This is a genomic window from Corynebacterium tardum, from assembly GCF_046717785.1.
Classification (GTDB): domain Bacteria; phylum Actinomycetota; class Actinomycetes; order Mycobacteriales; family Mycobacteriaceae; genus Corynebacterium.
In genome coordinates this window covers 2,395,830-2,419,152 of record NZ_CP177104.1, presented here as the reverse complement: position 1 = coordinate 2,419,152, position 23,323 = coordinate 2,395,830, and the positions used below count along the sequence as shown (strand labels likewise).

Genomic DNA, 23,323 nt, shown 5'->3' with positions numbered 1-23,323 from the left:
CGCCGCCCCAGCCTTAAATGGGCCGGGGTAGGCTGGGGCCAAACTTGAGATAAGGAAATCCCCTCCAGGGTGAAAACGCTGGAGGGGATTTCTCGTCTATTGTCTAAGAAGAAAAATAAACAGCATCTAGTTATTTAGGAGTAGGCGCCATGGCAGGCGAAGAAGATAGAAACACACACCCGGTAGATCCGGACAGAGTAGAAGGCGCGGGTGCTGAGCAGTCGGCTGAACAACCGGCGGAGCACACGCCGAAGCATCGTGCTGAGGATTCTGCTGAGGCCTCTGTCGAGGCGACTAACGAGGCTTCCAGCGAGAAGGCAGCAGCCCAGCCCACCGGGGCAAGCACGCCGGTGGGCAGTGATGAGAAGAAGGGCGGCAACAAGAAGCTCCTCCTCGCGGCAATCGCTGCGCTGGCAGTCCTGGTTATCCTGATCCAGCTCATCGTGGGACTGGGCGGCAAGGATGACGCGGAAGAGGAAGAGGCGGCCGAGGAGACGTCGGTAAGCGCAGAGGCGTCGCCGACGACGACCAACTCCGACCCCTTCGTGGATGACTCCGGTGAGCAGGACCGCGAGGTCGACGCCGCCCCGGGCCAGTTCCAGGGTATGGAGGCCATGTCCCTGGGCATTGGTGAGGAGTACGCCGCGGTGGATCCAATCCAGGTTTCTGACACGGGCATGCTCGTGCCGCCGCGCGATGTGACGCGCCTGGGCTGGTACTCGGCATCGGCAGTGCCCGGCACGGCCGGCCCGGTGGGCTCCAGTGTCATTACCGGCCACATTAACTACCAGGGCCAGGGCACCGGCTTTGCGGAGAAGTTCACCACCCTGGAGCAGGGCCAGGAATTCTCCGTCTTCATCGACGGTGAGGAGCGCGTCTTCCGCGTGACGGAGGCGCCGTACCGCCTGCCCAAGGGCTCCGGTTTCCCCGATGTAGTCAACGATTCGCAGGGTGAGAACCGCCTGGTGCTCATCACGTGCGGCGGCAAGTTTGTCGGCGGCGAGCTGGGCTACGAGGACAACATCATCACCGTGGCGGAGCCGGTGGCGCCGGTGGAGGCTCCTGCGGATGGCGCCGAGGGCGCGGCTGACGCTGATGGCGCAGCCGGTGCCGAGGGCGAAATCCCGGCTGAGGCTCCTGCTGCCTAAAGGGGGTTACACGGAGGCCTCCTGCAGGCGCGCGATGTGCAGTGCCAGGTAGGAGACCTCATCGGGGGTGAGCGCGCTGTCGAGGCGCAGCTCGATCAGGTTGGCCACGATCTGGGCTGTCTCGCCCGCCTCGGGGTAGCGGGCGGAGATGGCGGTGGCCACCTGGCGGTCATCGGAATCCAACTGCTGGTGCTCCGCCATGCGCACGAACAGGTAGCGCAGGTGCGTGATGAAGCGGGCGACGGAGATGTCCTCGCTGTCTAATGTGGTGCCGCTGTGGGAGCCGATGACCGCCAGAATCTGCTGGATGAGACCCGTCATGCGGTACGTACCGGAGAGATCCCCCACGGCAAAACCGGCGTTGACCAGATGCAAGGTGAGCGCCACGGCCTCCGCGGGGGCCAGCGGGGACTGCAGGCCGTCGTTGATGGCGGCAAGCAGCTGCTTGGCCAGGGTGAAGTCCTCGGCGTAGAGGTGGCGGACCTCGGCCTCCAAGGGGTAGGAGATAGCGGCGCCGCGGGTGACGGCGCCGTGGACGTGGTCCGCGATGGCCACGACGAGGGTGAGCTTGTTGCGTAGAGTCTCCGGCATGTCGACGCGGTGCATGGCGTCAATGACCAGCTGCACGTACTCGCCGGGGATGCCGGCAATCATGGCGGCGAGGTGATCCGGGTCCCGCCCAGAGTCGGGGACGAAGACCTTGACCACCTTGGCAGGATCCACCTCAGCACCCGGCTGGGCTTGGAAACCGATGCCGCGGCCGGTGACGATGACATCCTCCGTACCGCGCCGCGCGAGCACGACGTTGTTGTTGAACACGCGCAGCAGTTGCACGAAACACCTTCCTTGTTGCGGTCTGGTTCGGGTGGAAGTTTGTCAGATACGACAAAAGCCGGCCACGATGATAGACATCGTGCCAGCTTAGTCGGTCAGCTCGCGCACGCGCGCGAGGGCGCTCTTTAGTGGGTGGCGGTAATAACCGTATCGCCCGCAGCGGCGTGCTTGAGGCCCGCCGGGGTGACGGCCGCAAGGGCCTTGGTGTTGGTTACTGCCAGGACAATTGTGGTGTCGTAGCCCGCAGCGCGAACCTTGTCGAAGTCCACGGTGGCCAGCAGCTCACCCTTCTGGACGGTGTCGCCCTTCTTGACTGCCGGGGAGAAGCCGTCGCCCTTCATCTTCACGGTGTTGATGCCGATGTGGACCAGGACCTCGACGCCATCGGCAGTCTTGATGCCGTAGGCGTGGCCGGACTTCATAGCGCTCATCACGGTGCCGCTCACGGGGGAGTAGACCTCGTTGTTCTCGGGCACGATTCCTACGCCATCACCCAACGTGCCGGCGGAGAAGACCGGGTCATCGATGTCCGCCATGGGGACCACGTCGCCCTCGGCCGGGGAAGCGATGTCAGCGGTGGTGCCGGCTGCGGCCGAAGCGTCGGCGGAATCTGCGGAGTCCGCGGCGTGAGCGTCAGCGGCGCCTGCAGCGCTTGCGCCAGCACCGGCTGCGGCGCCGGCGGCCGGGGCGGCAGCGTTCGCGGTGTTCTCGGTGGTTGCAGTGTCCTCACCGTTCTCGGCAGCTTCGCGGGCGGCCTTGGCCTCAGCGCGCTCCTCCGGGGTGCGGTAGTCGGTGAAGAAGATGAGCAGGAAGGCCACGACGAAGGCCACGGCGATGGAGATGGCGTACTTAGCCATCGGGGTGAAGACCGGAATGGTCAGGATGGAGGTGAAGACGAAGGCGTCGGTCGTAATGCCGTTCGTACCCAGGGTCAGCAGCGCCACGGTGAGGCCGCCGGCAAAGCAGCCCACCAGCATGCGCGGGTAAATCCTCTTGTAACGCAGGTGGATACCGTAGAGGGAAGGCTCAGACACACCGCCAAGCAGGCCAGCCAGGAGAGCAGAGCCAGAGGTCTGGCGCATTACGCTGTCGTGGTCGCGGATGGACAGTGCCAGCACACCAGCGGTGGCGCCGAAGCAGGCGAAGTTCCATGCGCCCATCGGGCCCTGGATGAAGTCATAGCCCAGGGTCTGGATATTGACCAGCATGAGGGCGTTAAGCGGCCAGTGCAGGCCCAGCGGGACGAGGAACGGGTAGAGCATCGGGATGGCTAGGGCGAAGACGAACGGGACGGTGTCATTCAGCCAGGACAGGCCCGCACCAATGCCGTTACCGGCCCACACACCGAACGGGCCAATGAGGAAGGCCGTCAGCGGGATGATGAAGAGCAAGGTAAGGAAGGGGACGAAGACCATGTGAACCGCGGACGGAATGATCTTCTGGAAGCCCTTGTAGAACAGCGCTGCCACAGCAGCCATGATGAGCGGGACGAAGACGTTTCCGCCGTAGTCCTGCAGCTGCATCGGCATGCCAAAGATATCGATGGAGCACTGCTCAGCAGCCAGCGTGTCGTTGGTGACACACTGCACGGCGGGGTTGTCAGACAGGCCGGAAACTCCGGGGTAAACATCGCGAGCATGGCTGCGGCCGGGACCCACGGGTCGATGCGCAGCTTCTTGCCGGCGTTGTAGGCCACCATGACCGGGAGGAAGAAGAAGACGGAACGCCACATGGCGTCGACGAAGAACCAGGAGGCCGGCTTATCCGGGGACCGGAAGTCCACGACACCAGCGGCATCCAGAACTGAGGCGAAAGCGATGATGAGGGAAGCGCCCAGCAGCACGCCCAGGATGGGGCGGAAAGAATCCGAGAGGTACTCAAAGAACGTATCCATCCACGGCAGCTTGCCCTTGGACTTGGCGCGTGCGGCGGCCTTGACGTCGTCGTTGGAGCGCCCGTCGGACTCGCCGGCGTTCTTCATCTGGGGAAGGGCCATGATCTGGTCGTAGACAGTGGCGACGTCACCGCCGATGACCACCTGGTAGTTGCGACCACCCTGCGGCACAGCGCCCATAACCTTGGGGTTCGCCTCGAGTGCTTCCTTGTTTGCTTTGGAGGCATCAGCCAGCTCAAAGCGCAGGCGCGTGGCGCAGTGCGTGAGCGAGGTGACGTTCTCCGCTCCGCCGATGCCATCGATGATGGCTTCAGCTGGCGAGCGAACTTCAGTCGACATGTCAGTCCTTTCGCGGGTAAGCGGGCTGGGCGTAAAAAACCACAAAAGACCTAGGCCGTAATGGTTCATAGCGAACCATCCCCGCGCGGCTAAGAGCGGGGAGCCTAGGTCTTGCCCGAAGTAACAATCCTGATAAGGAGCTTACGCCGTTGTCATCACGCTGCGCAAGCCCTGTGAGATCCCGCACTTAAGCGGGCAAGTGGGGGTGCGTAACGGGCATGTCGCGGATTTCTGAAGCGGCGTTTAGTGGCGGCCTCCAGTACTCTGAAACTGTCACTGTGTGCCCACAATGTGAGCGCGGGTACACGCCTTGCATGCAGAGAAAGGTTCTACATGACCGCCAAGTCTTCACGCACTTCCGCATTCGTTAGCGTCATCGGGCGCGGCTTCGACGGCCTCGACATCCAGTCCGTGGCATCCGAGCTGGAGGCCACCTTCGCGCAGGTAGATGATTTGGGCACGGACCTCGGTACTGTCCTTGAGAACGTCCCGGAGGGCAACCTGATCCTCCAGGGCACCGGCGTCGTGGATTTCGACGCCAAGGCGGCAGCCGCCCTGGGCCTGCCCTTCGTGCTCATCTCCAACGCGCCTGCCCGCACCGCGGAGCTGGCGCTGGATCACGCGCGCTCGGTGGGGGCAACCGTGGTGGGCGCGCTTACCGACGTCTCCTCGATCCCCGGCGCCCTCGCCTCCCAGGAGGACGTTGAGCCGCGCATGTGCGCCGAGCTCTTCCAGAAGCAGCTGCTGGGTAAGGCCCGCGAGGTCGGGGCCCACATTGTCCTGCCGGAGGGCGAGGATGATCGCATCCTCGAGGCGGCCGGTGAGCTCATCAAGGGCAAGGTGGCGAAGCTGACGATTCTGGGCGATGAGAACGTCGAGAAGCGCGCACAGGAACTGGGCATCAACCTGGACGGGGTGGAGATCATCAACCACCTCGAGTCCCCGCTGGCAGAAGAATTCGCCGCGGACTTCGCGGAGCTGCGCAAGAAGAAGGGTGTCACCCTGGAGCAGGCGCGCGAAACCATGCAGGACGTGTCCTACTTCGCCACCATGATGGTGCACAAGGGCCTGGCGGACGGCATGGTCTCCGGCGCCGCCCACACCACCGCACACACCATCAAGCCCTCCTTCCAGATCATCAAGACCAAGCCGGAAGCCTCCGTGGTCTCCTCCATCTTCCTTATGGTCATGCCGGGGCGTCTGTGGGCCTTCGGTGACTGCGCGGTGAACCCGAACCCGACCCCGGAGCAGCTCGGAGAAATCGCCATCGTGTCGGCGCAGACCGCCTCCCAGTTCGGCATCGACCCGCGCGTGGCGCTGTTGTCCTACTCCACCGGCACCTCCGGCGCTGGCCCGGACGTGGAGAAGGTGACCGCGGCCGTGGAGGCCGCCAAGAACATCGACGCGTCCGTGGCCGTGGACGGCCCGCTGCAGTTCGACGCTGCGTGTGATGCCGGCGTGGCCGCCAAGAAGGCCCCGGAGTCCCCGGTGGCAGGCCAGGCCAACGTCTTTGTCTTCCCGGACCTGGAGGCCGGCAACATCGGCTACAAGACCGCACAGCGCACCGGTGGCGCCCTGGCCGTGGGCCCGATTCTGCAGGGCCTGAACAAGCCGGTCAATGACCTCTCCCGTGGCGCCACGGTGCCGGACATCATCAACACGGTGGCCATCACCGCAATCCAGGCAGGAGTGAAGTAAATGGCGTACGTACTCGTTCTCAACTCGGGCTCGTCCTCCGTCAAATTCCAGCTGGTAGACCCGGAAAGCTCCGCCACCGACACCCCGCTGGTCTCCGGCCTGGTGGAGCAGGTGGGCGAGCCGCAGGGCGCGGTCACCGTGAAGACCGGCGGAGAGGAATACAAGGAAGAGCTGGAGATTCCAACCCACTCCTTCGGCCTCGACCGTGCGTTTAGCATCATGCACGAGCACCACGTGGGCCCGACGGACGTGGAGGTTATCGCGGTGGGCCACCGTGTCGTGCACGGCGGCCGCCTGTTTAGTGAACCCCAGCTCATCGTGGACCAGATCGAGTCCATGATTGAGGACCTCATTCCGCTGGCCCCGCTGCACAACCCGGCCAACCTGGACGGCATCCGCGTCGCCCGGAAGCTCCTGCCGGACATCCCGCACGTGGCGGTCTTCGATACGGCCTTCTTCAACCGCCTCCCACCGGCGGCCGCCCTGTACGCCATCAACAACGACGTGGCCTCGCAGTACGACATTCGCCGCTACGGCTTCCACGGCACCTCCCACGAGTTCGTCTCCCAGCAGGTGCCGGCGCTGCTCGGCCGCGATCCCAATCACACGCACCAGATCACCCTCCACCTGGGCAACGGCGCGTCCGCGGCGGCGATCCGCAACGGCCGCCCGATCGATACCTCGATGGGCCTGACCCCGCTGGCCGGCCTGGCCATGGGCACCCGTTCCGGTGACATCGACCCGGGCATCATCTTCCACCTCTCGCGTCAGGCGGGCATGTCCATCGACGAGATCGATACCCTGCTCAACAAGCAGTCCGGTGTGAAGGGCATTGCGGGCGTCAACGACTTCCGCGTGCTGCGTGAGCGCATCAACAACGAGGACCAGGACGCCTGGCTGGCCTACAACATCTACATCCACCAGCTGCGCCGCTTCATCGGCTCCTACATGATTGCGCTCGGCCGCGTGGACGCGATTACGTTCACCGCCGGCGTGGGCGAGAACGACACCGAGGTTCGCCAGGATTCGCTGTACAACCTGGACATGTACGGCATTGACTTCGACAAGGAAGCCAACCTGGTGCGCTCCAAGGAGCCGCGCATGATTTCTACCGCGGACTCCCAGGTCAAGGTCTTCGTGGTTCCCACCAACGAGGAGTTGGCGATTGCCCAGAAGGCCGCGGGCATTGCCGCCATGGCGCGCGAGGCGGGCCTGTACTAGCCGGTTGCCCTCCCCCGCGCCGGGGCTGCTAGAAGAGCGTGACTGGGCGGACCTTATTGGCCAGGTCCACCAGCGCGTAGCGGTGGCGCGAGAAGGGCGCCTGGCGGGCCAGCGCGCGCAGCGTATCCGCCAGGCCGTAGCGCAGGCCGCGCTGGGTAAAGGGGAACTCGAAGAGATCGTTGGGGGAGGCCGAGGCGTCGAGATCGGCCTCGCGCAAGAAGGTCAGCGCGGCCGAGATGACGGCGATCTTGATCTGTAGAAAGCGCGGCTCGTTCTGCGGGATCTCCTCCAGGCGGCGTGCGGCACGCCGGATGCGGGATTCCGAGAGATCGTGGACGATAAGCTGCAGAATCGTGGTCAGGCGCGCCATGCGGTGGTGCCGGGAGGCGTTAGGCACGCGGTCCAAGGTGGCCACGGCCAGCTCCACCTGGTGCTCCGCGCGCAGCTGGCGGGCCAGGCCGAAGGCGGAGGAGACTGTCGTCGGGTTCGTCGCCCACACAATGCCGTAGAGCCGCAAAGAGTTAAAGCGCAGGTGCGCCGGGTCCTCGGTGACGTGGTCCCAGATGCCGGGCTGCTTTGCGAAGTCCTCGCTCGGCAAATCAGCCAGCGAGGTGGTGAGGTTGGCGCAGGCGCGGGCCACTGCGGCGTCGATAAGCGCCGCTTCTGAGTAACCCAATTGTTGCAGGATCAATTCATTGACCGCACCAATAGCCAGCTTGGGGGCGGCCTCACCAGGCAGAATATCTAAAACGCGGGCAAAGTGAACCTGGGCCTCGCGGTACTTGTCCAGCAGCAACTCCGCCACGCCCGAATACCAGTGGAAGCGCCAGTCGTTGCCCAGGCGGTCCTCGATGGACTTCAGCCACTCGCGGGCCTGGCCGATGTAGCCCAGGTCAATCATCGCACGCACCACGCCCAGCGGAATCTCCTCAGACTCCTCGTACTCCGGGGTCTGCATGGCTTGGCGGAGGGTCTCCAGGGCCTCCTGCGGCTCGGTATAGGACGAGCCCTGGAGCAGCGAGGCGCCCACGTCAGAGCGGATGATGAGCGGCGTGGGCAGGGCCGAAACCACCTCGGGAGCGGTGATGCGCACGGTGCGGTCGATGCCGTCGATGAGCTGGTCCGTGCGGAACACCAGGTGCTTGGTGCCAAACGTCGTACGCTGCGGGGAAAAGGCCGAGTGCTGAGCGGGATGCTGGATGCCGTCCCGCAGCGCGATAACCTCCCGGAGCACGCCGAAGAGCTGGTCCCGCAGCTCCGCCACGGAGCGGAAGCGCTTGTCCGGATCCGGGTCCGTGGCCCGCAGCAGCAGGCGGTAGAAGGACAGGTAGCGGCGCAGTAGCGGTTCCTCCGCGGGGGAGGGCAGACCCGGTTTGTACACGCCGTCCTCCACCGGCAGCTTGAGCACCAGGCAGGCCAAGGTGCGGCCGATAGTGTAGATATCGCTGGCTACCGACGGGCCCTGCGTGGCAATCTCCGGGGCCTGAAAGCCCTGCGTGCCGTAGATGTGGCCGAAGGCGCCAATGCCGGACACCGCGCCCAGGTCAATGAGCTTGACCTGGTCCTCGGTGACGATGATGTTGGAGGGCTTCAAGTCGTTGTAGACCACCCCGCGGGCGTGCAGGTAGTCCAGGGCGGGCAGGATCTCCAGGATGTAGGCAATGGCGGTGTCCACCGGGAAGCAATCCCCCGGCTGGCCGTTGCGCCGATTCTTCAGCGAGGGCCCGCCCACGTACTCCATGACGATGAAGCCGCCGGGGACGCGGGGATCATCGATGAAGTTGAAAATCTTCACGATGTTCGGGTGGGTAATATCCGCCAAGAACTCGCGCTCCGCCTCCGCCGTGGCGGTCTCCTCCGCGGACTTCTCTGACTGCATGCCCTTGAGCACCACAATGCGCCCGGAGACGAAATGATCGTTAGCCAGGTAAATCCAGCCCAGGCCGCCGTGGGCCAAGACGCCCAGGATCTCGTATTGGCCGGCCACCATGTCTCCCGGCTGCAGTTGCGGCGGGGCGATGGTGGGGGAATCCTGCGGGTCCACCAGGGCATCCGCCGGGTTACCGGGCACCACGAAGGGCAGGGTGGCCATGCCGTCCGCCACCTCACGGTCGGTGCGCTTGGTGGAGCGGCGCTGGCGGAAGGTATCGAGCGCGCGGCGGCGCGAGGCGCGGGAGGGGTCCTCCGCCTTGCGGCGATCACGCAGCTGCCCCAGCTCCGCGATGAGCGCGGCGATGTTGTCGGAGTCCTCGTAGGCCTCATCGGCAGCGCCGGGAGCGCCGCTGGCGCCGCTGGCGCCGGTTGCACCGCTCGCACTGCTCGCGCCGGTTGCACCGCTCGCACTGCTCGCGCCGGTAGGGTGCTGCGTGGCGGCCGTGGCGTCTGATTGGTCGGGGCTGGGCAGGACGAAGGAGGCGTCCGTGTCGTCCTCGTCCGCGAAGGGATCGTAGGGCACGGCCGCGGTTCGGTCGGAGGCGTCGGCTTCACCCGCGACTTCTGAGCTGTGGGGGTCGGTCCTTGCACCGCCCTCGGCGCCTGCCCCGTCGATGGCCTCGTCGCCGTCGCCGTCCTCGTCCGCGAAGGGATCGAAGGGGACAGCCGCGGTGGCGTCGAGAGCCGCGGCGTCGCGGTCCTTCGGGTCCTCGTGTTCCTCCGGGGTGAGGTGGTCCAGCTCGTCTTCGCTAAAGCTCTGCGTCATGGCTTCTCATCCTCCCTGGTGGTGCTCGGCGGCGTCTCAGCGCGGTACTTCGGGGCCGGCAGCGTGGGCTTGTCCATGTAATCCCCCAGCCACGTGGTGAAAAGCCGCGACCACGTCCCGTCCTCCCTGATGCGCTCCAGCGTGGAATTGATTTGGCGGATGAGCGGGCGCGAATCGTAGGCAGCATCCGGCTTGCGCACCGCCACCCCATAGTTCTGCGTCTCCACGGGGCTGCCCACGATCTCGGTGTAGGAATCCTGCGCCAGCATGCCGGCTAGGAGCGCGTCATCCACCACGATGCCATCGGCCTGACCCAGCTGCAGGGACATGAGGCAGTCGCCCCATGCGCGCGTTTCCAGGATGTCCGCAGACGGCGCGTGCCGGCGGATGGCGTCCACCATGGTGGAGCCCTTGACCGCGCACAGGGTTAGACCCGCCGTGTCCTCGATGGAGGTGATGCCAGAGTTCTTCAGCACCAGCATGCGGGCATCCGTCTTCATATACGGGATGGAAAAGGCCACCTCGCGCTGGCGCTTCGGGCTAATGGTCATGGTGCGGATGACAATGTCCACGGTCCGGTCATTGAGCGCCTTCGAGCGGTCCGAAGCCTCCACGAAGCGGAAGTCCACCTTGTTGGGGTCCCCAAAAATATCGCGGGCCACCTCCCGGGCAATGTCCACCTCGAAGCCGCGGACCTCACCGGTGGCGGTGTCGCGGTAGCTAAGCAGGTTATTCGAGCGGTCAACGCCCACGATGAGCCGGCCGCGCTTGCGGATCTCCGGCACGCGCTCCTCCGGGGTCTTGTCATCGGGGCGGTAGGAACCCTCCGCCTCTTCGCCGCTGTCCTTGGCGGGCTCGCCCGTGCCGGCGGGTTCAATGATGGCGTCCTCCGGCAGCGGCGGGCCAGGCGTGGCCTCCAGGTTGGCGCTGGGGGCGACAATGGGCTGGGGCGGCGGCGGGGCCGAGGGAGTACAGCCGGCCAGCACGGTGGCGGCGAGCGTGACAGTTGCTGTGACTGTGACTGGGACTGCGGCGCGGGCTGTGGCTGGTGCTGGCGCGGCGGGGATAAGGCTGGGTACGCGCATTAGAGGTACTCCTGCAGGCGCGGACGAATGCCCAGCCACACCGCGATGATGGCGCCGAAGGTGGCCAGGGACACGCCCGTGGACACCAGCGTCATGGCGTTGAGGCCCTGCACCAGGTAGTTGCGCATGGCGGCGCGGGCTTGGTCAATGAGAGCTGCCAGCGAGTTATCCACGGCGTTGAAGGCACTAGCTGCGGTCGGATCGCCGTCCTGGTCAATGGCCGTGGCCTGATACACCGCGGAGTCGTAATCGCCCGCAGACAGGTCCGCCATGAAGCTGTCGTGCGTGGTGGTCCAATCCTCCACGGCCTGTTGGGCCTGCGGGATGAGCTCCGGGTTGGGGGTGACCTCCGGGTCGCCGCCTAGAGCGTCCTCGTAGTCCCGCAGCGCCTGGTCCACGGAGTAGACCGTGGAGTCGAAGTGCACCGTCATGTCCTGTTGGGAGGAGCGCATGACAAGCGCCAAGGTCTCCGAGGTGCGCATCTGCTGCGCCTCAATGCGGGAGGCGGTGAGGGAATCCCACGGGCGCGAGACAGTCTCAAACCCCTGGTGGCCGGAGGCCCACGTGGCCAGGTTGGCGCCGGCCGCCCACACCAAGGCGGTAAAGAGCAGCACCGTGGCCGCGACGAAACCGCGGTTGAGGCGGCGGCGGGTCAGCCGCCAGAGCCACCACTGCGCCAGCCCTAGGAAGATGAGAGCCGCGACTAGCCCGGACAGCGGCACCCACTGCGGGCGAGTAAGCCGCTGCTGCTGGTGGGAGACCTTCTCCGAGGTCAGCGCGAAGAGCTCCGAGGCCGCGGGCAGGATCTGGGTGCGCATGAGCGCCGACGCATTAGACATGTAGGAGTTCGCCACCGCGTTACCCGCGCGGTGGTTGACCCGGGCCTTTTCCACCAGGGCGGTGTAGACGGGTAGCTCCCGCTGGATAAAGGTGACCAGCTCGCGCACGCGCTCGTCCTCCTCCGAGCTACCGACGACGGATTGAGTGGCGGCGACCGAGGCGGCGTCGATAGCCGCGTTATAGCGCTCGCGGTTGCTCTTCGATTCCACGCCGGCCTGCACGAAGCCGGTGGTAGCCACCGTGTCCGCCAGGGACAGATTGGTGTAGAGGTGGTGCGCCGCGTTCGACATCGGCTCGGTGGAGGAGAGCAGTGTATCCAAATCGTCGTGCCGCGCGGCCGAGGAGGAGGACATGGAAAAACCCGCCGCGGCCAAGGCCACGGTGAGGATGAGCGTGACGCCAAAGAGCTTGCCCGGGGTGGTGGAGGCGAAGCTATAGAGCCGCTTCAACACGCGCGCCGGGCCGGCGAAGGAGCTCATGGCCAGCTGGGTGGGGCGGTTAAAGGCGGGAGTTGCGGGCTCGGTGACCTCATCGAGCCAGTGATCGCCCCACGTATCGGGCGTGTGCTCGCGCTGTTCGGTGGCCGGGCCGGTCATTCCCTTAGGATAGCGCCCTTGACGGAAAAGTGGGTATAGATTGGAGGCATGTGTACACGCGTAAACCCAGAACTCTCCGGCGACGGTTGGGCCACGGGCCCTGGCGGCGTGCCGGTGTGGGGCAAGTTTGGCGCGGCGGGGCTCTTCCTCGTGGCGGGGGACCAGGTTCTGCTTCAGCACCGCGCGGCGTGGACTAATCACGGCGATACGTGGGGAATTCCCGGCGGGGCGCGCGATAAACCAGAGACGGCGGTAGAGGCGGCGCTGCGGGAGACCACAGAGGAGACCGGCATCGCAGCCGCGGACGTCGACGTGCTCGACTCGATGGTGACGGCCGGGCCTTTCGACGGCGGATGGACCTACACTACGGTGCTGGCGCGGACGGTGTCGGGGCAGTGCTTGGACACCACTGCAAATGAAGAATCCACCGAACTGCGCTGGGTTGCTTTCTCCGACGTGGACTCCCTCAACCTTCTGGGGCCGTTTCGGTCCGCGCTGCCCGGCGTTCTGGCGCGCTTAGAGGAGCTGAACAGCTAAAGCGCGCGTGTGTCCGGCGGGTGTGGCACGCTAGTGGGCATGATTGACGTAGCCGGACTGACAAAACAGTATGGGTCTGTGCGCGCCGTGGATGACCTCACCTTCCAGGTGAAGCCGGGGCAAGTGACCGGCTTCTTGGGGCCAAACGGCGCGGGCAAGTCCACCACCATGCGCATGATCCTGGGGCTGGACAAGCCCACCGCAGGATCCGCGCGAATCAACGGAAAACCCTATCGTGAGCTCCGCAATCCGCTGCGGGAGGTAGGCGCCCTCTTGGATGCCAAGGCGGTGCACTCCAACCGCTCCGCCGCGAACCACCTGAAGTGGATGGCGCAGTCCAACGGTATTCCGACCTCCCGCGTGGACGAGGTACTGGGGCTGGTGGGGTTGTCCGACGTTGCCGGTAAGAAAGCCGGTGGCTTCTCCCTCGGCATGGGGCAGCGCCTCGGCCTAGCCGCGGCACTGTTGGGGGATCCGGGCGTGCTGATCCTGGATGAGCCGGTCAACGGCCTAGACCCGGAGGGAATCCGGTGGGTGCGCATGCTGGTGCGAGCACTGGCGGCGGAAGGCCGCACGGTGCTCATCTCCTCCCACCTGCTCTCGGAGATGGCGCAGACCGCGGACCACCTCGTGGTCATTGGCCAGGGCCGCCTGGTGGCGGACCAGCGCACGTATGACTTTGTCAAAGACAACTCTAGCGCCTCTGTCATCGTGCGCTCGGAGCACCTTCCGGCCTTCGCCTCCGCGCTGCAGGAGGCTGGGGTGGGCTTTAGCGAGTCTCTCGATGAGGAGCAGCGGCCCACGCTGGTCATCCCGGAGCAGACCACGGACTACATTGGCCAGCTGGCGCACTCCACGGGCGTGCCGCTCTCGGAGCTCTCGCTACACCGCGCCTCACTGGAGGAGGCCTTTGTGAAACGGACGAACCAGTCCGTGCAATACCACGCCACGCAATTCGACGCGGCCGGCGCGCAGGAAGGAGCGCAGAGCTAATGTTTATCAACACGCTGCATGCGGAGTGGACCAAGCTGCGCACGACAAAGACCTTCTGGTGGACCACCGGGCTTATCTTTGCCATCATCACGCTGTCGACGCTCATCATTTCCATGAACGCCGGTGAGGCAGTCCTCGGAGTAAGTCCCCTCCAGGCCAGCTCGTTGGGAGCGGTCATCATCTTCTTGGGCGTGCCCATCATGATGATCCAAGGCATCATGGTCGTCACCACGGAATACGGCCACAAGACCCAAACCATCACTTTCCTGGCGAACCCGCATCGCTGGAGCGTCGCCCTGGCCAAGCTGGTCTTGTACGGCGCAATTGCCGCGCTTATCGCCTTCTTCGGGCTGGTGTATATCTTCGTGTTGGCGGACAGCACCGCAAACGCCTCGGCGGCAGAGGCCTTCCGCCCCTTCTCCGATGGGGATGCGAAGCGCATGCTGTGGACCTACCCCCTCGAAGCCTTTGGCATCGTGCTCTTCGGTCAGGCCCTGGGCCTGCTGCTGCGCCAGACCTCTGGTGCTGTGGCACTGGCGCTCATCTGGTACTTGGCTCTCGAAAACGCCATTATGTTCCTGCCGCGCGTGGGCGAGAAGATTGTGGACTACCTGCCCATTACCGCGCTGAACCGGTGGCTCAATAACTCGGTGCCGGACACCGTGCCGTGGGATTCCCCGGGCATCTCCGCGCTTATCTTCTTTGCGTGGGCGATCGTGTTGTGGATTATCGGCGTGATCCTGCTGGAGAAGCGCGACGCGTGATTCCCCTCCCGCTTCTTGCAACCCTGGCGCTGTTGTCCGCAACGGCGCCTTTTGCCACTGATATGTACCTGCCGGTCATGCCGGCAATTATGGAGGACCTGGACACCACCCGGTCAATGGTGTAGCTGACTATCTCCGGATTGTTCATCGGCATGGGCGTGGGTCAGCTGTTGATTGGTCCGCTCTCGGACGTCGTCGGGCGCAAGCGTCTCCTCATCCTCGGCGCCGCCGTGGCGCTGCTTGCCTCCGCGCTGGCGGCCTTGGCGCCGAGCGCCCTCGTCCTCGTCGTAGCCCGCGTGCTCCAAGGCCTCGGCGGCGGGGCGTGCGTGGTACTCGCCCGCGCGGTCGTGCCGGATCTTCTCCAGGGCGCTGCGGCGGCCAAGGCCTATTCGCTGCTCATGGCGCTGCAGGGAATCGCTCCGGCGGTGGCCCCGATTCTGGGCGGCGTGCTGGCGGAGCCTTTGGGCTGGCGCGGCATCTTCTGGGCGCTGGCAGGCCTGCATGCCCTGCAGCTCCTGCTGGCCATTGTCGTCGTTCCGGAGACCGCTGGCGGGCGCTCGAGTTCTGGCGTCTTCCGCGCGATGGCGGGTAACTACTGGGCGGTGCTCACCAATGCCCGGGTGTGGGGCTACCTGGTCACCATGGCCTTCGGCTTCTGCGCCATGTTCTGCTACATCTCGGCGTCGTCGTTCGTGCTGCAGAACTAGTGGGGCTTTTCGGAGGTGGGCTATTCGCTCGTCTTCGGCGTGAATTCCCTCGGCCTCTTTGCCGCTACCGTGGTCAACTCCCGCGCCATGGACTCGGTGTCGCCGGCATTCATTCTGCGCGTGGGCGTGGTGGGCGTGCTGGTGTGCGCGGTGCTCCTGCTGCTGAGCATTGTCGCGGGCGCGCCGGTGTGGCTAAGCCTCATCGCGCTCTTCGTGTGCATCGCGCCCACCGGCTTCATCATGGGCAACGCCACCGCCTTGGCCACCGGGCTGATGCGCTCTCGCGCCGGCAGCGTGTCGGCCATCATGGGCTTCGGCCAATCCCTGCTCGCTAGCTCCATCAGCCCGCTCATGGGGTTGGGCTCCAATGCGGCGCGCACCATGGCGCTGGGTATGGTGGCCTGCGCCTGCGTGTCGCTGTGCGGGCTGCTAGCCTCTGCCCGCCTTTCCCGCGCTACTGCAGCGCCGAGGTCAGGCGCATGACGTTGTCCACGTAGCGGCGCAACAGGCCGCGCTCGTTCCACTCCTCCAAGGTGAGCTCGTGGCAGACCTGCTTGTAGTTGAGGGCCAATTGGGTGAAGTCCTCGATGAGATTGCCCTTGGCCACGAGCATGGTGGATTCGTAGTTCAGGCCAAAGGAGCGCATGTCCATGTTGGAGGAGCCGAACATGCACAACGGGTCACGGTTTGGCAGGTTGGGGTCCGCCAGGATGAACTTGGAGTGCAGCACGAAGGGCTCCGGGAACTGGAAAATCCGCACGCCGGCCTCCAACAGGGCCTGGTAGTAGGAGGACTGTGCGTGGTTGACCATGAACTGGTCGGCCTTGGCGGAGACGAGCAGGTGGACCTCCACGTCGCGGTAGCAGGCCGTGGTCACCGCTTCCAGCAGGGACTCGTCCGGGATGAAGTAGGGCGAGCACATCACCAGTTTTTCCTTGGCGTGGTGGACCACCGAGTTGAACATGCGCAGGTTCGGTTCCGTCGTGTAGCCGGGGCCAGACGGCACGAGCTGGAGGTGGTTGGCGTCGGCAGTCACGGCGTCGTCGTAGGGCTGCATGTCCAGGGAGAGCTGTTCCTCGGACTCCAGATACCAGTCCACCGCGAACACCGCGGCCAGCGAGGTCACCACGGGGCCGGTGAGCTCCACCATGTAATCGATCCACGCGCGGTCTTTAGTCTTGTACTGGCGCTTGATCATGTTCATCGACCCCAAGAAGCCGGTGTTGCCGTCGATGACCACGATCTTGCGGTGGTTGCGCAGGTCCGGGCGGCGGAAGCGGCCCTTGTGCAGCTGCAGAGGCAGCATGAGGCGCCAATCCACGTCGATGGCGGTCAGGCGCTTGCCCAGCGTGCGGTAGCCCTTGTACTTGTAGCTGCCGATCTGATCCAGCAGCAGCTTGACCTCCACGCCGCGCTCCCGGGCGCGCTTGAGGGACTGGAAGAAGACGTCCGTGACCTCGTCCCAGGACTGGATATAGATCTCAATGAGCACGTACTTCTCGGCTCGGTCCACGGCGCGGGCCATGGCCAGGATCGCCTCGTTGTAGGAGGCGTGCAGGCCCATATTGTGGCCGATGAGCGCCGGGTGCCCGGTGAGGTTGCGGTTGAGCTGGATGAGGGACTCGACCTCGGAGGACAGGCGCCCCTCGGGGTGATTGGGGGTGGAGGCGGTGACGTCGCTGATGAGCTCGTTGGCCTCCTGCTGGATGCGGTGGCGGCGCCGGTTGATGTACGGCGAGCCCATGAGGAGGAAGAGCGGCAGGCCCACAATCGGCAGCACCAGAATGGCGAGCAGCCAGGCGGTGGAGCTGGACGGGCGGCGGCCCTCCGGGACCACGCCGATGGCGATGATTTTGATTCCGTAGTCGATGATCAGCAGTACGAGCTGCCACATGGAGAGGTCGATGTTTAAGTTCATAGGGTCCTAGCGCACGGAGGCAAAGTCGGGCACATCGAAGTCTGCGATGAGCGGGACGTGGTCTGAGGTCTTGTCGCCGGCGCGCTCCACCAGGTCCACCTGGGCGCCCTGGACCAGGGCAGCGAGCGGCTCGGTGGCCAGCTGGAAGTCGATGCGCATGCCCTCGTTCTTCTGGAAGCGCAGGGACTTGTAGTCAAAGTAGGTCCAGCGCTCCTTCTCCGTGAAGCGGCGGGTGATTTCCTGCAGGCCGGCCTCCTCGAGCATCTGGAAGGCGGCGCGCTCCGGCTCCGTGACGTGGGTCTTGCCGCGGAAGGGGCGGATGTCCCACACGTCCTCGTCCCGCGGGGCGATGTTGAAATCACCGGTGAGCAGCAGCTTGGACTGCGCGTGGTCCTCCACGTAGCGGGCGAGTGCGTAGAGGAACTCCAGCTTGTAGTCGTAGTGGCGGTCGGTGATTTCGCGGCCGTTGGGGACGTAGAGCGACCAGATCTCCACCCCGCGGATGCGCGCCGACACCGCGCGGGCCTCCCGCTTCTGCTCCTTGGCGGGGTCCTTGTGGAAGCCCGGCTGGCCGGGAAAGAAGGTCTGGACCTCTTCAGCCGGGTCTTTGGAGATGATGGCCACGCCGTTCCACTGGTTCAGCCCGTGGCAGGTGACGTGGTAGCCGGCGTCCTCAAAAATCTGGCGGGGGAATTTGTCATCGGCCACCTTGGTTTCCTGCAGGCAGAGCACGTCGAGGTCGTGCTTGGCCAGCAGGTCCACCGCGCGCTGGGCGCGGGTGCGAACGGAGTTGATATTCCAGGTGGCAATGCGCATGCCGCTTAGGTTACTTGACCACGGCGGCGGGCGTAGCGGTGACGGTGTTGCTCCAGGAAGCCCAGCCCCTCAGCCAGCTGTACGCCGGTGCTATCCGACGCCTCGATTTCCAGCCAGGCCTTCTCGGCGCCGTGGTCCTTGCCCCAGGTGAGAAGATGTGCGGCCAACTCCGCCTCCAGCCGCGTATCCTGCTGGTCCGCGGCCACGGTGAGGGCGGACAGGCCCAGCCACACTGTGCCGTCGCCCGATTCGGTGAGCGTGCCCCGAGCAATCGCGGTCGTCTCGCCCGTATCCGCCAGCAGGCGCGCGAAGACGGCCGTGCCTTCGGCCGGGGCGGCAAGTGCCTCCGACGGCTGGCTGCCAGAGTGGTATAGGTCCAGCCAGGCGGGGTCGGGCTGTGCGTCGGCGGTGAACGCCGCGCCCGCGGGCTCGGGCAGCTGGTCCAGGGCGCGGACCATCACCAGGATTTCCGGCCCCATCTCCCAGGCACCCGGATCGGCGTCAATGAGTTTTTCGGCGGACTTGCCAATGCGCTCCGGGATGGCCAGGCAGGTGGGCAGGTGATGGCGGGCAAAGAAGGCATCGATGTCGTCGATAGGCACCGGCAGGAACCCCGCCGAGTGGCCCAGCGGAATGGCCGAATTGGCCTGGCTCGTGATGCCATCGCTGGCGCGCATGAGCCACTGGCCGTCGGCGGTCCACTCCTGCTCCGCGCCCGGGGAGGCGGCCGCAGCTGCAACCTCGGCGGCCCGGATATCGGAATTGCGCACCGTGCGCGGGGAGAGCCGCTTAATAATCTTGAGCTGTTCCGGCGGGATCTCCACGGCCTCGAGCGAGGACGGGTAGCCGCCCACCTCCTGCGGGCGGATCACCAGCGGATCGAGGCTGAGCACGTGGCCGATGACGTCGCTGTGGACGTCGCCGAACTCGCGCCGGGCCACCACGCGCTCGCCCACGGAGACGGTGTCGGAGCGGAAGATGCGAGACATTTAGTCCTCGTGCCCGAAGGGATCGTCGTCCTCGCCCGGCATCCAGGTCAGGCCGGCCTCGGTCCAGCCGTTGCGCTTAATGGTCTTCTTGGCCTGGCGCTTGTAGCGGCCGGTGAGCACGTCGGTGTAGACAAAGCCGTCGAGGTGGCCGGTCTCGTGCTGCAGCATGCGCGCGAAGAAGCCGTATCCCTCGATGGTGATGTCCTCACCCTTTTCGTTCTTGCCGGTCACGCGGGCCCAGTCGGCGCGGCCGGTGGGGAAGCCCTCGCCCGGGACGGAGAGGCAGCCCTCGTCCTCGGAGCCGTCATCCGCCGGCATGGTCTCCGGGATCTCGGAGGTTTCCAGCACGGGGTTGATGACGCAGCCGCGGCGCATGCCGCCTTCTGGCAGCTCGGTGCCGTCCGGGCCGTCGGTGTCGGGGCAGTGGTAGACAAAGAGGCGCTTGTTCACGCCGACCTGGTTGGCGGCCAGGCCTACGCCGTGGGCCGCGTCCATGGTCTCGTGCATGTCCGCGATGAGCTCCTGGAGCTCTGGAGAGTCGATGGCTTCGGTCACCGGCTCGGTCGGATTGTGAAGGACCGGGTCGCCGTGGATCACGATGGGTCGAATAGTCATGGCCTACAGTTTAGGCATGCAGTCCCTGTCAGACCTAGACGCCGCCATTTTGGAGTTCGAGTCCCACGCCCCGCGGGAGATTGCCGCGAAGGAGGAGGCGATCCGCACCCGCCTGGACATCTCGCCCGTGCGCTATCACCAACGCCTCAACGTGCTTCTCGACGTCCCCGCGGCCCACGCCGCCTATCCCCTCCTCGTGGCGCGCCTGCGCCGGCTGCGGGACGCGCGCGAGGATGTCCGGCGCGCCGCGCGGGACAATGCACCGGAGTAGCGCCCGGAACTACTAAAGTTGCCCGTGTGACTAATGTGAATCCAGATAACTCTGACTCTACGACCCCTCGCGGCCCGCGCCACGCCGCGAAGCCCGCCGAGCCCGAGGCCGCCACGGCTACTGCTGCTGGGGCGGCTTCCGGGGCGAAGGGTGGCGCCGCTACCCCTGCCAACTCTGCCAATTCTGCAGCTCCGGCATCGTCTGGCTCCTCCGCCGGCGCCGGCAAGCTGCCGCTGCGCGGTGTCGCCATGGTGCTCATCGCCGTGGCCGTGATGCTGGGCATGTGGGCCCTGTACTCGCTGACCTCGGACAAGGATGACTCTGCCGCAGGCGACGGCTCTGGTACGGGCGACGCCACCGTGTCCGCACCCGCCACCGGCGGCGCCGAGGGCGGCGAGCCGGGCAGCGCCGCCGAGCACGGCTCCCAGGACCAGGCCGGCGACAAGCCGGGCCGGGACGGTGCCGCCGGCGAGGCTCAGGACGGCTCCCAGCCTGGTGCCCCGGCGGACTCGACGGGGGACTCGGCCGCGGACGCGGAGAACGGCGCGGCTGGCCAGGGCGGCAACGCTGCGGGCAACCGCAAGCAGGCTGACATCCCGGTCAACGTCTACAACAACTCCGCCCGCGTCAACTACGCCGCCGATGAGGCCGAGCGCCTGAAGTCCGAAAACTTCAAGGTCTCCGAGGTAGGCAACTTGAGCGGTGACGTCTTCACGGCGCCGCAGACCACCATCTACTTCCCGGAGGGCGACGCCGCCGCGGAGAACCTGGCCAAGGAAGTCGCCGCGCAGTACTACGGCGGCAGTGTCCCGGCCGAGGCCCTCGCGCCGTACCCGGCCGAGCTGAAGGGCGATTACACCAAGGGCGACGCGGTCGTCGTGGTCCTCGCCGTACCGCAGGCTTAAGGAATAAAATCTTATTAAATTCATCCGTCTGACAGATACGATGGACGGGTGAACATTCCGGAAGAGAACTTCGCCTGCTCCCCCGAGCCCACGCTCGGGGTTGAGTGGGAGGTAGCCCTCGTTGACCCAGTGACCTGGGATCTCGTGCCGCGTGGTGCCGAGCTTATTGATCGCGTCAATGCTGCTCATCCCGGCATCCACGTGGAAAAGGAATTCCTCCAGAACACCGTGGAACTCGTCACCGGGGTATGCGCGACGGTACCGGAGGCGATGAGGGACTTGGAGGCGTCGCTTAGCGCAGTGCGCGACGTGGCCGATGCTATGGGCGTGCGCCTGTGGGCTTCCGGCGGGCACCCCTTTACGGACTTCCGGAAGAACCCGGTGTCCGATAAGCCCGCCTATTCCGAAATCATCAACCGCACCCAGTACTGGGGGCAGCAGATGCTGCTGTGGGGCACGCACGTGCACGTGGGTATTTGCCACGAGGACCGCGTGTGGCCCATCATCAACGCGCTGATGACGAAGTACCCGCACCTGCTGGCCATCTCTGCCTGCTCGCCGGCGTGGGAGGGGCTCGACACCGGCTACGCATCCAACCGCACCATGCTGTATCAGCAGCTGCCCACGGCCGGCATGCCCTACCAGTTTGAGAGCTGGGCGCAGTGGCAGTCCTACACACGGGACCAGGCCATCTCCGGGGTCATCAACCACACCGGCTCCATGCACTTCGATGTCCGCCCGGCCTCCAAGTGGGGCACGGTGGAGGTGCGCATTTCCGACGCCACCTCAAACCTCCGCGAGCTCTCCGCCATCGTGGCGCTGACTCACTGCTTGGTCGTCTACTACGACCGCCTTATCGACGCCGGCGAGACGCTGCCCACCTTGCAGCCCTGGCACGTGGCGGAGAACAAGTGGCGCGGTGCGCGCTACGGCATGGACGCGCTGGTCATCACCTCGCGCGAGACCGACGAGCGCTGGGTCAAGGACGAGCTCGCAGACCTGATCGAGGAGCTCGCGCCGCTGTCCCAGGAGCTCGGCTGCGCCCGGGAACTGCAGTTGGTGCAGGAGATCATTGACTCCGGCGCCGGCTATGAGCGTCAGCGCCGGCTGTTCCAGGACACCGGCAGCTGGCAGAAGGTGGTCAAGGCCACCGCGGACGAGATGGAGCAGCTGCGCCCACTCTAAGGTAGGCGGCCGAAACCTGCCCCCGGTGGACTACTTCTTCGACGCCGGGACCGCCGTGCCCTTCGGGTGGCGCGGCGCGATGAAGCCCCACACGGCGTAGGCCGCAATGTAGGCTACGCAGGACAGCGTCCACAGGCACGTGGCCCACGGCTGCAGGGTGGTGGTCACGTCCAGGTTGGCCGAGGACATGGTGAACCACACCGGCACGGAGACAAACGGCAGCTCCACCAGCACCAGCGCGGCCACGCCCGCCAGGCCGGCGAGCTGGGTGCCGGCCGTGCCCGACAGGCGCTTGCCCACGGCCTGGTTGGCTTCGACGAAGATCCAGATGCCGAAGGGGATGGTCCACACGAAGTGGTGGTACCAGGAGAACGGGGAGACCAGGCAGGTGCTCAGGCCCGTGATGGCCAGGGCGGCGGAGCGGTTGCCGCGCAGGTACGCGGTGCGCAGCGCCAGGCAGGTCAGGGCGAAGACCACGGCCACCGCCAGGATCCACCAGAAGCCGCCGTCGATATCCAGCTGACGGAACATCAGGGAGCGCAGCGACTTCGCGCCCGGGTTATCGTGCTCACCCACGCGGGAGGAGTTGAACATGGCATCGGTCCAGAAGTCGAGCGCGTCCGGCACCACGAGGAAGCCGATGGCAACGGTGACAAAGAACGTGATGACAGACCCCGCGGCCGCCCACCAGCGCTTCTCAAAGAGGAGTGCTAGGCCCATGTAGGCCGGGGTGAGCTTGATGCCGGCAGCCAGGCCGATGCCCACGCCGGGCAGGCGGCGCTTGATAGGCAGCAGGTCGAAGGCGACGAGCAGCATGAGGAAGACGTTGATCTGGCCGTAGTAGAGCGAGCCGTGAATCGTCTCATTAGCCGGGGTCAGGGCGGTCAGCAGCGCCGCGATGAGGCAGGCGGCCGGGGTCATCTTCAGCCCGCGCTCGCGGAAGACCATGATGATGATCGCCAGCAGCGCGGCGAACATGAGCGCGGGCCACAGGACCGTGAGGACGTCCTTGCTCAACAGCGGCAGCACCATGAAGAGCACGCCGGCAAACGGCGGGTAGGTGAAGGGGAAGTTGAAGATATAGGGAGCGTCGTACAGCAGGCCGCCGTCGAGCAGGTCTTGGCCTGCCATCCGGTAGATGGACAGGTCGAAGGGGAGGATGAAGGTGAAGGCGTGGGGGCCATCGTACTGGCTGAACTTGTACACCATCACCGCAACCAGGGCGGCCAGTATGGCGAACATGGTGGTCGCGCCATACAGCTTCTTCACG

Annotated in this window: 21 protein-coding genes and 1 pseudogene; 12 read left to right on the top strand and 10 right to left on the bottom strand. The window is 65.7% G+C overall.

Going from position 1 to position 23,323, the window contains the following annotated elements:
- Positions 1-149: 149 nt before the first annotated feature.
- Complete coding sequence (locus tag ACLI1P_RS11685; protein ID WP_411708954.1) at positions 150-1,148, top strand: class F sortase; 999 nt, start codon at positions 150-152, stop codon at positions 1,146-1,148.
- 6 nt (positions 1,149-1,154) lie between these two features.
- On the opposite strand, the gene ACLI1P_RS11680 is transcribed toward ACLI1P_RS11685, so the two are convergent.
- Both ACLI1P_RS11680 and ACLI1P_RS11675 read right to left on the bottom strand, forming a co-directional pair.
- Complete coding sequence (locus tag ACLI1P_RS11680) at positions 1,155-1,982, bottom strand: PRD domain-containing protein (protein WP_411708953.1); 828 nt, start codon at positions 1,980-1,982, stop codon at positions 1,155-1,157.
- Positions 1,983-2,107: 125 nt separating this feature from the next.
- Positions 2,108-4,215 (bottom strand): annotated as a pseudogene (locus tag ACLI1P_RS11675) (glucose PTS transporter subunit IIA).
- Positions 4,216-4,548: 333 nt separating this feature from the next.
- Between ACLI1P_RS11675 and pta the strand changes: the two are divergent.
- Together pta and ACLI1P_RS11665 are read left to right on the top strand one after the other, a co-directional pair.
- Positions 4,549-5,913, top strand: a complete 1,365-nt coding sequence (gene pta, locus ACLI1P_RS11670) for a phosphate acetyltransferase (protein ID WP_411708952.1) — start codon at positions 4,549-4,551, stop codon at positions 5,911-5,913.
- Positions 5,914-7,134: an acetate kinase gene (locus ACLI1P_RS11665; protein WP_411708951.1), complete on the top strand. Its 1,221-nt coding sequence runs from the start codon at positions 5,914-5,916 to the stop codon at positions 7,132-7,134.
- 28 nt (positions 7,135-7,162) lie between these two features.
- Here ACLI1P_RS11665 and ACLI1P_RS11660 read toward each other — a convergent pair whose 3' ends face one another.
- From ACLI1P_RS11660 to ACLI1P_RS11650, 3 genes are read right to left on the bottom strand one after another with little or no spacing between them, the layout of a single operon-like run.
- Complete coding sequence (locus ACLI1P_RS11660; RefSeq protein WP_411708950.1) at positions 7,163-9,832, bottom strand: tetratricopeptide repeat protein; 2,670 nt, start codon at positions 9,830-9,832, stop codon at positions 7,163-7,165.
- Positions 9,829-10,917, bottom strand: a complete 1,089-nt coding sequence (locus ACLI1P_RS11655) for a glutamate ABC transporter substrate-binding protein (protein ID WP_411708949.1) — start codon at positions 10,915-10,917, stop codon at positions 9,829-9,831. Before ACLI1P_RS11655 ends, ACLI1P_RS11660 begins: the two co-directional genes overlap by 4 nt.
- Positions 10,917-12,353, bottom strand: coding sequence for a hypothetical protein (locus ACLI1P_RS11650; RefSeq protein WP_411708948.1), 1,437 nt, complete (start codon positions 12,351-12,353; stop codon positions 10,917-10,919). The genes ACLI1P_RS11655 and ACLI1P_RS11650 overlap by 1 nt, the downstream gene beginning before the upstream one ends.
- Before the next feature lie 48 nt (positions 12,354-12,401).
- Here ACLI1P_RS11650 and ACLI1P_RS11645 point away from each other — a divergent pair, with 48 nt between their 5' ends.
- From ACLI1P_RS11645 to ACLI1P_RS11620, 6 genes are read left to right on the top strand one after another with little or no spacing between them, the layout of a single operon-like run.
- On the top strand, positions 12,402-12,890 hold the full coding sequence (locus ACLI1P_RS11645) for an NUDIX domain-containing protein (protein ID WP_411708947.1): 489 nt from the start codon (positions 12,402-12,404) through the stop codon (positions 12,888-12,890).
- A 39-nt stretch (positions 12,891-12,929) separates the two neighbouring features.
- Positions 12,930-13,883 carry an ABC transporter ATP-binding protein gene (locus ACLI1P_RS11640; protein ID WP_411708946.1) on the top strand — a complete coding sequence of 318 codons (954 nt, stop codon included), beginning with the start codon at positions 12,930-12,932 and terminating at the stop codon, positions 13,881-13,883.
- Positions 13,883-14,647, top strand: coding sequence for an ABC transporter permease (locus ACLI1P_RS11635; protein WP_411708945.1), 765 nt, complete (start codon positions 13,883-13,885; stop codon positions 14,645-14,647). The genes ACLI1P_RS11640 and ACLI1P_RS11635 overlap by 1 nt, the downstream gene beginning before the upstream one ends.
- Positions 14,644-14,772 carry a hypothetical protein gene (locus tag ACLI1P_RS11630; RefSeq protein WP_411708944.1) on the top strand — a complete coding sequence of 43 codons (129 nt, stop codon included), beginning with the start codon at positions 14,644-14,646 and terminating at the stop codon, positions 14,770-14,772. Before ACLI1P_RS11635 ends, ACLI1P_RS11630 begins: the two co-directional genes overlap by 4 nt.
- Before the next feature lie 15 nt (positions 14,773-14,787).
- A complete protein-coding gene (locus ACLI1P_RS11625; RefSeq protein WP_411708943.1) occupies positions 14,788-15,354 on the top strand; it encodes an MFS transporter in 567 nt (188 codons plus the stop codon).
- A gap of 15 nt (positions 15,355-15,369) precedes the next feature.
- On the top strand, positions 15,370-15,837 hold the full coding sequence (locus ACLI1P_RS11620) for a hypothetical protein (protein WP_411708942.1): 468 nt from the start codon (positions 15,370-15,372) through the stop codon (positions 15,835-15,837).
- On the opposite strand, the gene ACLI1P_RS11615 is transcribed toward ACLI1P_RS11620, so the two are convergent.
- From ACLI1P_RS11615 to ACLI1P_RS11600, 4 genes are read right to left on the bottom strand one after another with little or no spacing between them, the layout of a single operon-like run.
- Positions 15,809-17,272 (bottom strand): phospholipase D-like domain-containing protein, encoded by a 1,464-nt coding sequence (locus ACLI1P_RS11615; RefSeq protein ID WP_411708941.1) that lies wholly within the window; start codon positions 17,270-17,272, stop codon positions 15,809-15,811. The genes ACLI1P_RS11620 and ACLI1P_RS11615 overlap by 29 nt on opposite strands.
- A gap of 6 nt (positions 17,273-17,278) precedes the next feature.
- Complete coding sequence (locus tag ACLI1P_RS11610; protein WP_296133078.1) at positions 17,279-18,088, bottom strand: exodeoxyribonuclease III; 810 nt, start codon at positions 18,086-18,088, stop codon at positions 17,279-17,281.
- A gap of 5 nt (positions 18,089-18,093) precedes the next feature.
- Positions 18,094-19,077, bottom strand: coding sequence for a GNAT family N-acetyltransferase (locus tag ACLI1P_RS11605; protein WP_411708940.1), 984 nt, complete (start codon positions 19,075-19,077; stop codon positions 18,094-18,096).
- Positions 19,078-19,692 carry a peptide deformylase gene (locus tag ACLI1P_RS11600; RefSeq protein ID WP_296133080.1) on the bottom strand — a complete coding sequence of 205 codons (615 nt, stop codon included), beginning with the start codon at positions 19,690-19,692 and terminating at the stop codon, positions 19,078-19,080.
- Positions 19,693-19,708: 16 nt separating this feature from the next.
- On the opposite strand from ACLI1P_RS11600, the gene ACLI1P_RS11595 reads away from it, so the two are divergent.
- The 3 genes from ACLI1P_RS11595 to ACLI1P_RS11585 are packed head-to-tail and all read left to right on the top strand — an operon-like array spanning position 19,709 to position 22,053.
- Entirely contained in the window at positions 19,709-19,963 is a 255-nt protein-coding gene (locus tag ACLI1P_RS11595) for a DUF3263 domain-containing protein (RefSeq protein ID WP_408929648.1), read from the top strand.
- 26 nt (positions 19,964-19,989) lie between these two features.
- Positions 19,990-20,868, top strand: coding sequence for a LytR C-terminal domain-containing protein (locus ACLI1P_RS11590; protein WP_411708939.1), 879 nt, complete (start codon positions 19,990-19,992; stop codon positions 20,866-20,868).
- Between the two features lie 48 nt (positions 20,869-20,916).
- A complete protein-coding gene (locus tag ACLI1P_RS11585; RefSeq protein WP_411708938.1) occupies positions 20,917-22,053 on the top strand; it encodes a glutamate--cysteine ligase in 1,137 nt (378 codons plus the stop codon).
- A gap of 30 nt (positions 22,054-22,083) precedes the next feature.
- Here ACLI1P_RS11585 and ACLI1P_RS11580 read toward each other — a convergent pair whose 3' ends face one another.
- Positions 22,084-23,322 (bottom strand): glycosyltransferase 87 family protein, encoded by a 1,239-nt coding sequence (locus ACLI1P_RS11580; RefSeq protein WP_411708937.1) that lies wholly within the window; start codon positions 23,320-23,322, stop codon positions 22,084-22,086.
- Between the last annotated feature and the right edge of the window lies 1 nt (position 23,323).

Excerpts from the sequence above, each read along its gene's own strand:
- pta (WP_411708952.1), top strand. The coding sequence starts at position 4,549 with ATGACCGCCAAGTCTTCACGCACTTCCGCATTCGTTAGCGTCATCGGG.
- ACLI1P_RS11595 (WP_408929648.1), top strand. The coding sequence starts at position 19,709 with ATGCAGTCCCTGTCAGACCTAGACGCCGCCATTTTGGAGTTCGAGTCC.
- ACLI1P_RS11665 (WP_411708951.1), top strand. The coding sequence starts at position 5,914 with ATGGCGTACGTACTCGTTCTCAACTCGGGCTCGTCCTCCGTCAAATTC.
- ACLI1P_RS11650 (WP_411708948.1), bottom strand. The coding sequence starts at position 12,353 with ATGACCGGCCCGGCCACCGAACAGCGCGAGCACACGCCCGATACGTGG.
- ACLI1P_RS11635 (WP_411708945.1), top strand. The coding sequence starts at position 13,883 with ATGTTTATCAACACGCTGCATGCGGAGTGGACCAAGCTGCGCACGACA.
- ACLI1P_RS11655 (WP_411708949.1), bottom strand. The coding sequence starts at position 10,917 with ATGCGCGTACCCAGCCTTATCCCCGCCGCGCCAGCACCAGCCACAGCC.
- ACLI1P_RS11600 (WP_296133080.1), bottom strand. The coding sequence starts at position 19,692 with ATGACTATTCGACCCATCGTGATCCACGGCGACCCGGTCCTTCACAAT.
- ACLI1P_RS11685 (WP_411708954.1), top strand. The coding sequence starts at position 150 with ATGGCAGGCGAAGAAGATAGAAACACACACCCGGTAGATCCGGACAGA.
- ACLI1P_RS11660 (WP_411708950.1), bottom strand. The coding sequence starts at position 9,832 with ATGACGCAGAGCTTTAGCGAAGACGAGCTGGACCACCTCACCCCGGAG.
- ACLI1P_RS11640 (WP_411708946.1), top strand. The coding sequence starts at position 12,930 with ATGATTGACGTAGCCGGACTGACAAAACAGTATGGGTCTGTGCGCGCC.
- ACLI1P_RS11615 (WP_411708941.1), bottom strand. The coding sequence starts at position 17,272 with ATGAACTTAAACATCGACCTCTCCATGTGGCAGCTCGTACTGCTGATC.
- ACLI1P_RS11645 (WP_411708947.1), top strand. The coding sequence starts at position 12,402 with ATGTGTACACGCGTAAACCCAGAACTCTCCGGCGACGGTTGGGCCACG.
- ACLI1P_RS11610 (WP_296133078.1), bottom strand. The coding sequence starts at position 18,088 with ATGCGCATTGCCACCTGGAATATCAACTCCGTTCGCACCCGCGCCCAG.
- ACLI1P_RS11605 (WP_411708940.1), bottom strand. The coding sequence starts at position 19,077 with ATGTCTCGCATCTTCCGCTCCGACACCGTCTCCGTGGGCGAGCGCGTG.